The sequence below is a fragment of the Candidatus Neomarinimicrobiota bacterium genome (genome assembly GCA_022560655.1).
Taxonomy (GTDB): domain Bacteria; phylum Fidelibacterota; class Marinisomatia; order SCGC-AAA003-L08; family TS1B11; genus JADFSS01.
In genome coordinates this window covers 37325-49636 of sequence record JADFSS010000010.1, presented here as the reverse complement: position 1 = coordinate 49636, position 12312 = coordinate 37325, and the positions used below count along the sequence as shown (strand labels likewise).

General features: G+C 61.2%; 10 protein-coding genes. 1 reads left to right on the top strand and 9 read right to left on the bottom strand.

Translation table 11 applies throughout. The annotated features are described in order from the left end of the window. Positions 1-127 precede the first annotated feature (127 nt). Entirely contained in the window at positions 128-2353 is a 2226-nt protein-coding gene (locus IH971_03110) for an ATP-binding protein (protein ID MCH7496825.1), read from the top strand. Positions 2354-2399: 46 nt separating this feature from the next. Here the strand turns inward: IH971_03110 and hemL are convergent, their stop codons facing one another. Genes hemL through hemA form a run of 9 tightly spaced genes read right to left on the bottom strand, consistent with a single transcriptional unit; the run spans position 2400 to position 12307 of the window. After that, entirely contained in the window at positions 2400-3677 is a 1278-nt protein-coding gene (gene hemL, locus IH971_03105) for a glutamate-1-semialdehyde 2,1-aminomutase (protein ID MCH7496824.1), read from the bottom strand. Positions 3678-3679: 2 nt separating this feature from the next. Beyond that, positions 3680-4681, bottom strand: a complete 1002-nt coding sequence (gene hemB / locus IH971_03100; GenBank protein MCH7496823.1) for a porphobilinogen synthase — start codon at positions 4679-4681, stop codon at positions 3680-3682. Continuing rightward, on the bottom strand, positions 4671-6044 hold the full coding sequence (gene hemG / locus IH971_03095; GenBank protein ID MCH7496822.1) for a protoporphyrinogen oxidase: 1374 nt from the start codon (positions 6042-6044) through the stop codon (positions 4671-4673). Before hemG ends, hemB begins: the two co-directional genes overlap by 11 nt. Further along, entirely contained in the window at positions 6041-6991 is a 951-nt protein-coding gene (gene hemH / locus IH971_03090) for a ferrochelatase (GenBank protein MCH7496821.1), read from the bottom strand. The genes hemG and hemH overlap by 4 nt, the downstream gene beginning before the upstream one ends. Next, complete coding sequence (hemN, locus tag IH971_03085; GenBank protein ID MCH7496820.1) at positions 6988-8385, bottom strand: oxygen-independent coproporphyrinogen III oxidase; 1398 nt, start codon at positions 8383-8385, stop codon at positions 6988-6990. Before hemN ends, hemH begins: the two co-directional genes overlap by 4 nt. Then, positions 8382-9413 carry a uroporphyrinogen decarboxylase gene (gene hemE, locus IH971_03080; protein MCH7496819.1) on the bottom strand — a complete coding sequence of 344 codons (1032 nt, stop codon included), beginning with the start codon at positions 9411-9413 and terminating at the stop codon, positions 8382-8384. Before hemE ends, hemN begins: the two co-directional genes overlap by 4 nt. Next, entirely contained in the window at positions 9410-10120 is a 711-nt protein-coding gene (locus IH971_03075; GenBank protein ID MCH7496818.1) for a uroporphyrinogen-III synthase, read from the bottom strand. The genes hemE and IH971_03075 overlap by 4 nt, the downstream gene beginning before the upstream one ends. After that, positions 10117-11061: a hydroxymethylbilane synthase gene (gene hemC / locus IH971_03070; protein ID MCH7496817.1), complete on the bottom strand. Its 945-nt coding sequence runs from the start codon at positions 11059-11061 to the stop codon at positions 10117-10119. Before hemC ends, IH971_03075 begins: the two co-directional genes overlap by 4 nt. Continuing rightward, positions 11036-12307 (bottom strand): glutamyl-tRNA reductase, encoded by a 1272-nt coding sequence (hemA, locus tag IH971_03065; protein MCH7496816.1) that lies wholly within the window; start codon positions 12305-12307, stop codon positions 11036-11038. Before hemA ends, hemC begins: the two co-directional genes overlap by 26 nt. Positions 12308-12312: the final 5 nt, after the last annotated feature.

Genomic DNA, 12312 nt, shown 5'->3' with positions numbered 1-12312 from the left:
TCCCGTGTTCCCGGTTGTTCTGGAAGACTCATAGGAGGGATTCATGCGCTGCGCAATTTAGGTCCGTGTCTCGTCGGAGAAGCAGGTAAATAAAGGCCTCTCCCTGGAAGCACAGAAGAAGACTGGCATGGAGTTGACGCAGAGTAAGGGTTGGACCCATGAGGTCTTTGAGGATGCTGGTATATCTGCTGAGCCTGAAGGGATAGCCCACAGGCCGGCTCTTGTTCGAATGCTCGATTCAATAGAGGAAGGAAATATTCAAAGAGTCTTCGTTACAGAGATCGACAGATTAGCACGAAACCCGGCAACATTATCATTTATTAAAAAGGTATTACAAGATAACCAAGTTAAGGTTGTCACTCAAAATCAGGTTTTTGATTTTGAAGACGATGAGGATGACTTTATCTCTGACCTGCTTGGACTGTTGGCAAAGAGAGAGAATCGGATTAGGGTGAGGAGGAGCAAGCGAGCTCGTTTAGAGGGTGTTCTCAAAGGGAAATGGAGAGGTGGCATTCTACCATATGGTTACGCTGCGATTAGAGATCCCGATGACAGGGCAAGGGACAAGATCCTTGTCCCTGATGAAGATGAAGCCAAGGTATTCGAGCAGATGGTCGAATGGTGCCTGCAAGGACTTAGTACGAGGGATATAGCACTCAGGTTAAATGCCCTCGGAATACCAACAAAAGGATCGAAGATATACAAGAAGGAGATTAAGGTTGCTGTTAAGGGTAGAAGTGAATTTGTGATGAGGAAAACGAAGGACCTGAAATGGAAACCAGGTACCGTGTACGGAATACTTAAGAATCCAATCTACAAGGGTGAGATGAGATATTTGGACCACACAATTAGAGTTCCGCACCTAATTGGAAGAGAAAAATGGGAGACTGTACAAAAACAACTGCGCTCAAACTATAATAGTTCGACGAGAAACATCAAACATTTCTACCTACTGAGAGGCTTGCTTTTTTGCCGAAGTTGCGGTAGGAGGCTGTATGGGTGGATTAGACCATCAAGAGGTATGAGAGTATATTGTTGCTTGAGCAAAAGGCCCGATCCTGAACCCAGGTTCTGTGGGCTGAAGAATATCCACCTTGATCGTTTGAATCTTCTGGTCTGGAATATTGTTCGCGAACTCTTATCAAACTCAGAAAAACTCAAGCAGGCAATTATTCAACAGCAATCTGAATACTTTGCTGATGAGATAATATTGGAAGATGAGATTGAAAGACTCACTAGTCTCAAAGCAGAGAGAGAAAGGGAATTATATCGGATCTTAGATCTGTATGGGAAATCACAGATTCTTTCTGTTCAGGAGTTGGATAAGCAGGTTAGAAAGGTAAAAGATGAAATCCATGTGATAGAGGGTGAGACTGCAAAGCTTGAACAGAAACAACAGCAAAGAGTCAACATAGAGGAGAATCTTTCGGAGATTGAGTCATGGTCACGCCAGCTTAGTGAGAGGATTGACCATCTGTCGGATCAGGAGAAGTATGAGCTCTTGCATCTTGTGATTGACAAAATCATTGTTGATTACCATGAAGGTAAGGGTCACTCCATCGAGGTAAGAGGCGCGATACCTCTCTTCGAGCAGGAAGGCTCCAAGCAAAAATATACAGGCATTGAAGTGTCCAATTACAACAGAGCCGTAGACGCGGGACTCATCGGCGGCGGTTCCGTGCCCCGGCCCGGAGAGGTGAGTCTGGCCCACCACGGCGTGCTGTTCCTGGACGAGCTGCCCGAGTTCAGCAAGAGCGTACTGGAGGTGCTCAGGCAGCCGCTGGAGGCGGGCGAGGTGACCATCGCCCGGGCCAGGGTATCGGTTACCTATCCAGCCAACGTCATGCTGGTGGCGGCCATGAACCCCTGTCCCTGCGGCTATGCCACCGACCCCCGCAATACCTGCAGCTGCTCACAGACCGCCATCCAGCGCTACATGAGCCGCATCTCCGGCCCCCTGCTGGACCGCATCGACATTCACATTGAGGTGCCCGCGGTGAAGGTGGAGGAACTGGCCCAGAAGCAGGATGGGGAGCAGTCGGAGGCGATCCGTGAGCGGGTGGAGGCGGCCCGGGAACGTCAACGCCGCCGCTTCGAGGGCGAAAGCCGCATATTTGCCAACGCCCACATGGGCAGCAAGGCCCTGCGCCGATTCTGCCCCCTGCCGACCGAGGGCGAGGAACTCCTTACGTCGGCCATAACCCGGCTGGGCCTTTCGGCCCGGGCCTACGACCGCATCATCAAGGTCTCGCGCACCATCGCCGACCTGGCCGGGAGCGACGGCATCCAGACGTCCCACCTGGCGGAGGCGATCCAGTACCGGAGCCTGGATAGGCAGCTGTGGCTAGGATAAGGCTGGGCCCAGCTACCCAATGGTAGGGTCTCCCCGATGGTCAGGCTCAGGCTGTGGCCAGAAAGCGCTCCAGGGCTGTCACCAATTTCTCGCCATCACTGTCGGTGTGCGCGCCGGAGATGAACGCCGCCTCAAACTGCGAGGGCGGCAGGTAAATGCCCCGCTCCAGGGCCAGGTGGAAGAACCGTCCAAAGGCGGGCAGGTCGCACTGCATCACGTCGGCGTAAGTCCTTACCGGGCCATCGGTAAAGAACAGGGTAAACATGGAGCCTACCCGGTTCACCGTCACCTTTCCGTAGCGCTCGATCACGGCCTGTAGCCCCGTCTCCAGGACCTGGCCCAGCTGCTCCAGCCGGAGGTAGAGCGCCTCGTCGCAGCGCTCCAGGGTGGCGATGCCGGCAGCCATGGCCAAGGGGTTGCCCGACAGCGTCCCCGCCTGGTAGACCGGCCCCTCCGGCGCCACCTGCGCCATCAGATCGCGCCGCCCGCCGTAGGCCCCCACCGGCAGCCCCCCGCCAATCACCTTGCCCAAAGTTGTGAGATCGGGTTTTGTGTCGTAGAGGCCCTGCGCCCCCTGGGGATGGACCCGAAAGCCGGTCATCACTTCGTCAAAAATCAGGATTGCCCCCTGAGCGGTGCACAGTTCTCTCAGCCCCGTGAGGAAGCCCGGCTCACCGGGAACGCAGCCCATGTTGCCGGCCACCGGCTCCACGATGACCGTGGCGATGTCGTCCCGATGGGCCTCGAACAGTGCCTCCACCGAGGAGAGCTCGTTGAACTGGGCCACCAGTGTCTCACCGGCAATGGACGGGGGCACGCCGCTGCTGCTGGGGACCCCGGTGGTGAGCGCCCCGGAACCCGCCTTGATAAGGAAGCTGTCGCCGTGGCCGTGATAGCAGCCTTCGAACTTGATGAGCTTGCTGCGGCCGGTGGCGCCACGGGCCAACCGCACCGCGCTCATGGTGGCCTCGGTGCCGCTGTTGACGAACCTGACCATTTCCACGGAGGGAATGCGCCCGACAATCAGGCGCGCCAGCTCGGTTTCGGCGGCGGTAGGGGTGCCAAATGAGGTGCCCCGCCCGGCGGCAGCCTGGATGGCGGCCACCACTTCCGGTTGGGTGTGCCCCAGGATCATGGGGCCCCACGACCCGACGAAGTCGATGTAGGTGTTGCCGTCAACGTCGGTGAGCTGCGCGCCGGAAGCCGCCGCCATGAAAAGCGGTTCGCCCCCCACGGCTCCGAACGCCCGCACCGGCGAGTTCACCCCCCCGGGCAGCACCCGGCGGGCCGCTGCAAACAGGGCCTTGCTCCGGGCAGTGCCCATGCTCAATTCGCTGGGCTTTTAAGCAGCCGGGCCAGGTCCTTGGCAAAATAGGTAATAACAGCGTTGGCGCCAGCCCGGAAGATCGCGATGATGCTCTCGACCATGGCCCGCTCCCCGTCGATCCACCCGTTGGCGCTGGCGGCCTTGAGCATGGCGTACTCACCGCTCACCTGGTAGCCAACCAGCGGCAGCGGCAGCGCAGCCTTCAGCTGGGCGATGACATCCAGGTACATCCCCGCCGGTTTGACCATGAGCATATCGGCGCCCTCGGCCGAGTCCAACTCGGCCTCTAAAAGCGCCTCGGTGGCATTGCGCACGTCCATCTGGTAGCCGTGGCGGTCGCCCAGGGACGGGGTTGCCTCCGCCGCCTCCCGAAAAGGGCCATAAAGGGCCGAGGCGTACTTGACCGCATAGCTGAGGATACCAACCTCGCTGTAGCCGTCCTCGTCCAGCGCCTCGCGTACGGCGCCCACCATGCCGTCGATCATACCGGAAGGGGCGACGGTATGAACACCGGCCCGCGCCAGAGCCAGGGCCTGCTTCTGCAGGTTGACCAGTGTGGCATCGTTATCCACCTCGCCGTCGCGCAAGGGGCCACAGTGGCCGTGATCGGTATATTCGCAGAAGCACAAGTCAGCGATGAAATGGGCCTCGGGATAGGCTGCCAGCAGAGTATTGAGGCCACGCTGAATGATGCCGTCATCCTGCCAGGCGGCTGAGCCTTCCGAGTCCTTGTAATCGGGAATGCCGAACAACATGAAATTGACGAGGCCCACTTTTGCACAGTCGGACAGCTCCTGCTCGGCTTCGTCAACGCTGAGCTGGAAAACGCCCGGCATGGAGCTCACTTCCCGCCGCACTTTCTTGCCAGGCACCAGAAACAAAGGCATGATGAGCTGCTCGGTGGTGTAGCGCGTTTCGGCTACCAGATTACGAATGACCGCTGTACGGCGGTTGCGGCGGGGTCGCTGGACGGGGACAGTCAGTGCCGGGTCATTCGGCATGGCTCACCTCCTGATGATGTTGGACGTCTTCCTTCAGCCGATGCACGAGCCGCCGGGCGGCATCAACCCCTGATTCAAAGGACTGCCCCACCGATATCCCCTGACGATAGTTGCCCGCAAAGGCCCACGTGGGATGGGCGCGCTCAACCCGGTCCAGGTTACGGACAAAAGCGCCATGCCCGAAACCGTATTGCGGGATGGCCGCAGCCCACAGGTGCAGGTGGCTGAACAAGGGGGCGGTAGCTGTCTTGATCTGCATGATGTCGCCAACCTCTTCGCAGGCAATACGCAACAGATCTGCTCTACTCTCCCTGCTGATCCACCGGTTACGCTCGCCGCCCAAAAAGACGGTAAACAGGTGCTCTCCATCGGGAGCGCGATAAGGAAACAGCGAGCTGTCGAAAAGAATGCCCAATATCCGGCGCTGCTCCACGGCAGGGATCAGCAGCCCAAAGCCGTCGGTGCGGCTGCCCACGTCTGTCTGCGGGTAGCTGAGGTGCGCCACGGCCACCGGTGTGTACACCGGCGGCGAAGCAGGCCGCAGATTGCCGGGCAACGCCGTCCAGGCATGGGCGGGGCTGGTGGCTATGACAGCGTCGAAACGCTCGCCATTGATCCGCCAGGCGTCATGGCTTTGGACCACGTCGTCCACCGGTGCACCGAGACGCAGCAGGCCTTCCAGCGCGCCGGCCAGCGCGTCCGGGATTTCCTGCAGGCCGTCCCGGAAGGCATACATGCCGCGCCTGCGTGGGACCCGTTTGCCGGTCTGCTCCTTGCGGGCCTGCCTCCGGCTGATCAACGCACCACGGACAATGCTGCCGCCCAGCCGCTCCAACTCTTTGAGGCGGGGCAAAGCGGCCGCGATGGACAGCTGCCCGGGGTCGCCTGCATAGACCCCTGAAATGAAGGGATCGACAAGGCGGGTGACCACCTCCGGTCCCAACCGGCGCGTGAAGAAATCCGCCACGCTCTCGTCCTCCGCGCGCCCGGCGATGAACGGTTCCTTCAGCAGCCGCCACTTGGCACGGCCCGACAGCAGCGGCGTTCGGATTAGCGCTGCCGGACCCAGTGGAATGGGTTCCAGGTTGCCCCGCTGGTAAACGAACCGATTCTGCGCCTCGGGTCCTGCTTCCAACAGCGTGGATTTCAGCCCCAGATCGCCAATGGCTTCATATAGCGCTGTATGGGAGGCCTGAAGCGAGTGGGGTCCCAGTTCCAGCAGGTAGCCGTCCACCCGCAGCGACTGGATCTTGCCGCCGACACGGTCGGAAGGGTCGAACACGGTCACCCCCTGACCGAGCCGCTGCAGGGTCCAGCCGGCAGCCAGACCCGCAATCCCGGCGCCCAGGACGGCGACCTTCATGCCAAACGGTAGTTCTCTGCGTTGACCACGATGTCAGCCAGGGCAGCGATGAACCGGGGATGCACGCCAGGCGCCGGAACCCGCAGGTATTCCGTGATGCCCGCTGCTTCCGCAACGCCCTTAACCAGGATATCCAGTTCGTAGAGTGTCTCCAGGTGCTCGCAGACAAAGGCGATGGGCACGATGGCAATGCTGGCGACGCCCTGCGCGCCCAGCTGCTGCACGTGGTCGAGGGTGGCGGGAGCCAACCACTTTACCGGTCCCACCTTGCTTTGATAAGCGATGCTGCTGGGATTGGGCAGGCCAGCCATGACAAGGGCCACCGTTTCCTCTATGTGGTCGCGATAGGGGTCGCCATGGCGAACGTAGCTCAGGGGTATGCTGTGGGCACTGAAAACAACGTGGACAGCATTGGGTAGATCGCTTGCGGTCAGAGTTTGCCTCAAAAGTTCCTGTTGGGCGGCAATATAGTCCGGGTGTCGGTGGAAGGCGCCCACAAAAGTGGACCGTCCGCCTGGCGTGGCCGACTTCCAGTCCAACCAGCAGGTGCGGATCGTGGCAAAACTGTACTGCGGAAACAACGGTAGCGCCACCAGGCGATCCCACGCGTCCGGTTCCGCCTCCAGCGTCAGTCGAACGGACTGAATGGAGGGTGGACTATAACGCATGGCGACGGTGACCGTGTAGTCCGACCCCAGCACCTTCTGTAGAGCGCCGGCCTGGGCTTCCGTCTCCTTGAGTATAGGGGAGCCGCCACCAATCTGACGATACAGCCCCTGGGCGTGCTCCCGGCGTCTGCGGGCGATAAAGCGTCCCAGAATGCCGGTGCCCAGCGAGCCCCAGGGAAACCGGATCACGTCGCTGAACAGGTTGGCCAGAAACGGTTCCACCTCCGCCTGGGAGGCAGGTCCGCCCAAGTTCATCAGCACGACGGCGGTGCGGCTCATACGGTATTGGAGTAGCGGGGGGCAGCGGCTTCGTCGGCAGGGACGGCGTCCCCGTTGCTGGGCAGGTAGGCATCGAACACCATGGCGATGTTACGGATAAACATGCGGCCCTTCTCCGTTATGCTGAGCCGGTGGGCCCCGGCTTGGAGCAGACGGTCATCCTCAAAGGGCTTGAGTGCCGCCAGCTCAGCGTCGAAATAGCGCCCAAACTCGATGTTGAACTCCGCCTCAATGGCGGGTACATCCAGCTCGAAACGGCACATGATATCCTGTATGACCCGTTGCCGCAAGTGGTCGTCGGAAGTAAGCAGGAGGCCCCGCTGGGTGGGCAACCGGCTGTCTTCAACCAGTTTCTTGTACGTACTGAGCTGCTTGTGATTCTGCAGATAGTAGTTGTGCGTTTTGCCGATACCCGTGATTCCCAGGGCATACATATCCAGCCCCGCCTGAGTGCTGTAGCCCTGAAAATTCCGGTGTAGGCTGCCATTTTCCAGCGCCACTGCCAGCTCATCACCAGGCTGGGCGAAATGGTCCATGCCAATGAACACCATGTTGCCATCCGTGGTCAGATAGTCGATGATGTGGGCCAGCAGTTCCAGTTTCAAATCCGGTCCCGGCAGCCATTCATCCTTAATGAGTTTCTGGTGCTTCTTGAGCCACGGCACATGGGCATAATTATAGACTGCCAGGCGCCTGGGGTTCAGGGTCAGGACCTGCTCCAGAGTGTGGGCAAAGCTAGCCAGGCTCTGATGGGGCAGCCCGTAGATCAGGTCAAGATTGATATCATCGAATCCGACCTGGCGTAGCATGTCCAGAACGTCGCTGGTGAGCTGGTAGGGCTGTATGCGGTTGATGGTCTGCTGCACGCGCTCGTCGAAGTCCTGCAGGCCGCAGCTCACCCGGTTGAAACCGGCGTCGGCCAGCGCCATGGCCCGGTCCTCCGTCATTTCACGGGGATCGATTTCGACCGACACCTCGGCCTCGGGACTGAACTCGAAGCGCCGTCGAATGTGTGCCATGAGGGATCGAATCTCATCGGCCGTGAGATAGGTAGGGGTGCCACCGCCCCAGTGGAGCTGGCCAACCCTTCTTTCCGAGCCCAAGTAGGAGGCCAGCAAATCGACCTCCAGTTTTAGCACGCGCAAATAATCGGCTATGGAATCCCGCCGGCTGGTGATGATCACGCTACAGGCGCAGAACGTGCACAGCGAGGGGCAGAAGGGCAGATGGAAGTAGAGCGATAGCTCAGGGGTTACAGGCACATCGGGATCGGTGAGCTCCTGCCGGTAGTGATCCGCGCCCACTGCTTCGCTGAATTGCGGCGCCGTGGGGTAACTGGTGTAGCGCGGCCCCGGACGGCTGTATTTGCGCGCCAGGTCCAGGTCCAATTTCATGTGACTGGCACCAGATCGTAGTCCCGGACGCTGTCCAGCATGACCTGTACATGCCTTGGCGGGACGTCGGGCGTGATGCCGTGGCCGAGGTTGAAAATGTGTCCGGCTCCCGGTCCGTGGCTCTCCAGCACAGCCCGGGTGGCGCGTTGAATTGTGACGGCGTCGGTAGTGAGTATGCCCGGTGCCAGATTGCCCTGGAGCACGACCTGGTCACCCAGCACCTGGCGATAGCGGGCCAACGGCTGCTGCCAATCCACGCTGAGTATCCGGAAGGGCGCAGCCTCGTCCGCCGTGAGCCACTGGGCGGCCCCTTTCAGATAGAAAATGGCCCGCTGACCCTGCAATTCCGCGGCCATGCGGTGCAGGTAGGGGAGGCTAAACTCGCGGAACTGTTGCTCAGTGAGGTTCCCGGCCCACGAGTCGAATATTTGGACCGCATCCGCACCGGCGGCCAACTGGGCTTGCAGGTGCTCAAGGGCGGCGGCCGTCAAACGCTCCAACATGGTGTGCAGCAGGGCGGGGTCTGTCTCCAGCAGGGACTTGATGGCGGCAAAGCCATTGCTTGAGCTGCCCCCCGCCACCAGATAACAGGCCAGTGTCCAGGGGGCGCCGGCAAAGCCCAACAGCGCAACCTCGGGAGACAGTTCCCGGCGCAGCAGGCCAAGTGCAGCATAAACGTAATCCAGCCGGTCGGGGACCGCGGCCGAGGAAAGCCGCTCCAGCTCCGTCGCTGAGCCTACGGCCCGCTCAAGCACCGGGCCGTGGCCCTCCACAATCTTGTAGCTCACCCCCAGCGCTTCCAGCACGACCAGGATATCGGAGAAAACAATCGCCGCGTCCAGGCCGTAGCGCCGGATGGGTTGCAGACTCAGCTCCACGCAGAGCTCGGGATTGGTCACCATTTCCTTGAAGGAATGTCGCTGTCTAACTGCTTGGTATTCAGGCAGATAGCGTCCCGCCTGCCGCATGATCCAGACCGGTCTGCGCGGCGTCGGCTGTAGGTCACACGTCTGCAGGAAGAGGTTCACGCCGCCCGGCCTGCCGGCTGGAAGTGGTGGGTCAACCGGCGTATCAAGTCGTGTACGGAGCCGCTCTCGGCCTGCAGCCAGACCTGGAGCCCGTGCTCATAGCAGGCCGCAGAAGTTGTGGGTCCAATGGTACAGAGGCGCATCTCCGACACCTGCGGTGCAACCTCGCGCCACACATCTGCCGCCGAGGGGCTGCCCAGCACCACCGCGGAAAGGTTGTTATGCGGCAGTTCGGCGGTGATTTCGCCTGCAGAGCGCGGTTCACTGCGATATACGACCGGGCTGTAGTACGACAGCCCGGCTCCGTCCAAATAGTCGAGTACGGGCTCGCCGCCACGGGTGCCGCGGGGGAATAGTACGTCGGGGGCCGGGGGCTCGGCGCGTAGCAGCTGTACCAGCGACCGCCCAGTAGCTTCCGGTGGTGTCGTGACGGACGCGGCACCCACCGTGCGCAGCGCCGTGGCCGCAGCCGCGCCAACCGCATAAAACGGCAGGCGGGCAAGACGCTGAATGTGAGGCGCCAGCCCGGGGATAGCGTTCGCGCTGGTGACGATCACGCTGCCGCAGCGTTCCAGCCGCCCCGGGTCCACTGCGTTCCGCAGGTGCTCGATGCGCAGAAAAGGGACGTGCACAAGGCGGAGCCCTGGATGGGGTAGCTCGGGTGGCGGCGAGCTGAGGGTCCACAGAATTGTGGGCGGGTGCGTCATGCACGTGTTCCTATGTTCTTGAAGCGGTTCGCCATCATCGCCGCCGCCTCGATGGGATCATCGCCAGCGGATACTTCCATCCGTTGGTAGACCGGCAGCGCGTCGCTGTCCGGGCCCAGGGAGGCGAGAAAAACCATAGCGCCCCCGCCGGAATCGACCCAGGCGTGGGCGCCCAGCGGCAGCGAGCAGCCCCCCTCCAGCAGGTAAGCGAAATGGCGCTCCATATCGGTTGCGCGGCGGGCAGCGGGCGATTCCAGCGGGTTGAGCAGGGCGGTCAGATCAACGCGGTCCGCCAACGTCTCCAGGGCGATGGCGCCTTGACCCGGCGCGGGAATCATCTTATCCAGGGGCAGGGCTACCGTCGTGTAACCAGTAATGCCGAGCCGGTCCAGGGCCGCAGCGGCCATGACCAGTGCGTCGACCTGCTGCTCGCCAAGTTTGCGCAGACGGGTGTGGATGTTGCCCCTTACCGGGAGCACCTGGCAGCCGGGGTAAAGCGTTCTCAACTGCTGGGCGCGGCGCACCGACCCGGTGAGGATCGCAGGTTTTGGGGGCAAGGCCTGTTCATCGGCGTGGCGGGGATGCAATACCAGCACGTCCCCGGCCGGTCCTCGGGGGAGAATGGCCGCCACCTGGAACGGCTCGCCCACCTTAGCCGCCATGTCCTTGAGGGAGTGCACAGCTACGTCGATCGCTCCGGCAAGTAGGCTCGCTTCCAGTTCTTTGGTAAAGTACCCGGGGTGGGGCAAATGGTCCAGGGGGGTCGACTGATCGCGGTCACCGCTGGTCTTGACGACCACGGTGGCTATGTTCAGTTCAGGGTAGTGCGCCTGCAGGGCGTCGGCGGCTTGGCCGGCCTGCCAGAGCGCCAGGGGGCTGCCACGGCTGCCGAGACGAACATCCCCCTGCGAGGGGTCACGCGTTGGATTCGGGGTCCCCATCAAGCGACCGGGTGCTGGCCTCCACCTGCTGCCGGAATATTTCCAGCGGCCGTACCGCCAGACGCTTCACCAGGCGCTGGCTAAAGGTCTCCAGCATGGCGCGCAGATGTTCCTCACCGTTGAGGTTGAAGCGCTGCAACTCCTCCTGCCGGATCGTTTCGTATTCCGAGTGCAGCTGGGCAATGGCCGGGGAGGCGATGTCCAGTATCTGCCGGTAATGGAAGTTCAGCAGTTCCTCCGCGACTAGGGCCTCGGCCACCGGTACCTCCTCCTCCCGGGTCACCATGAGGGAATCGATGTGCGCCTGGATATAGTCCAGGTCGATGCGCCGGACGCCGGGCCGGTTGGCCAGCGCTGGTTCAATGTTGGGCGGGACGGAGAGATCAAGGTAGAGCTGCTGGCGGGTCGAGTCAGGCGGCAGCATGGCATCAGTGATGATGGTCTTTCCTGCCGACGTACAGGCGATGATGATGTCCCGCCCGGCAAGGGCGGCGCCCAATTGCTCCCACGGAATCAGCGTGCCGTTCACCTCGCGCGCAAAGTCCTCTGCGGACTGTCGGGTACGGTTGGTTACGGCCACATCGGCCAGCCCCTTTTCCCGCAGGTTATGTACCACGCTGCGGCCCATGCTGCCGGTGCCCACCACCAGCGCCGAGCGTTCCCTCAGCGAGCCAAGATAGTCCCGGGCCATGATGAGTGCCGTGTGAGATACGGAGGCCGACCCGTTAGACAGAGCGGTCTGGCGGCGGACCCGTTTGCCGGCCTTGAAGGCGCCCTGGTAGACTTTTGCCAGCAGGGGTGAGAGGCTGCCGGCACCTTCGCTGATTTTCACCGATGATTTGATCTGGCTGACAATCTGCGTTTCGCCCAGGACCAACGATTCCAGCCCGCTGGCCAGCCGGAAGATGTGCTTGACCACGCTCCATCCGGTGGCTACCCGAAGGTGCTGCTCCAGCTCGGCGCGATCCAGCGAATAATACTCGCTCAGCAGCGCCTTGATCCCATCGATGTCGCCACCATCAAGGATGAACTCGGTCCGGTTACAGGTAGAGAGGACCAGGCAGCCTTGCACCCCGGTTACCTCTCGCAGGCTGGAGTGGAGCTCTTCAATCTGCCCAGCGGTGAGAGCATACCGGCTACGGACATCTACATTGAATTCACGATGGCTGATCCCCAGAAAACGTAGCGCTGAGAGCAGCGATTTGCCGCTGGGGGTAGGTTCCAAATCTGTGGGGATGGGCTGCATTGGCT

Bases quoted from the DNA above. Each gene is read 5' to 3' on its own strand.
- hemC (MCH7496817.1), bottom strand. From the start codon at position 11,061: ATGGGGACCCCGAATCCAACGCGTGACCCCTCGCAGGGGGATGTTCGT.
- hemL (MCH7496824.1), bottom strand. From the start codon at position 3,677: ATGGGCACTGCCCGGAGCAAGGCCCTGTTTGCAGCGGCCCGCCGGGTG.
- hemG (MCH7496822.1), bottom strand. From the start codon at position 6,044: ATGAAGGTCGCCGTCCTGGGCGCCGGGATTGCGGGTCTGGCTGCCGGC.
- hemH (MCH7496821.1), bottom strand. From the start codon at position 6,991: ATGAGCCGCACCGCCGTCGTGCTGATGAACTTGGGCGGACCTGCCTCC.
- hemN (MCH7496820.1), bottom strand. From the start codon at position 8,385: ATGAAATTGGACCTGGACCTGGCGCGCAAATACAGCCGTCCGGGGCCG.
- hemB (MCH7496823.1), bottom strand. From the start codon at position 4,681: ATGCCGAATGACCCGGCACTGACTGTCCCCGTCCAGCGACCCCGCCGC.
- IH971_03075 (MCH7496818.1), bottom strand. From the start codon at position 10,120: ATGACGCACCCGCCCACAATTCTGTGGACCCTCAGCTCGCCGCCACCC.
- IH971_03110 (MCH7496825.1), top strand. From the start codon at position 128: ATGGAGTTGACGCAGAGTAAGGGTTGGACCCATGAGGTCTTTGAGGAT.
- hemA (MCH7496816.1), bottom strand. From the start codon at position 12,307: ATGCAGCCCATCCCCACAGATTTGGAACCTACCCCCAGCGGCAAATCG.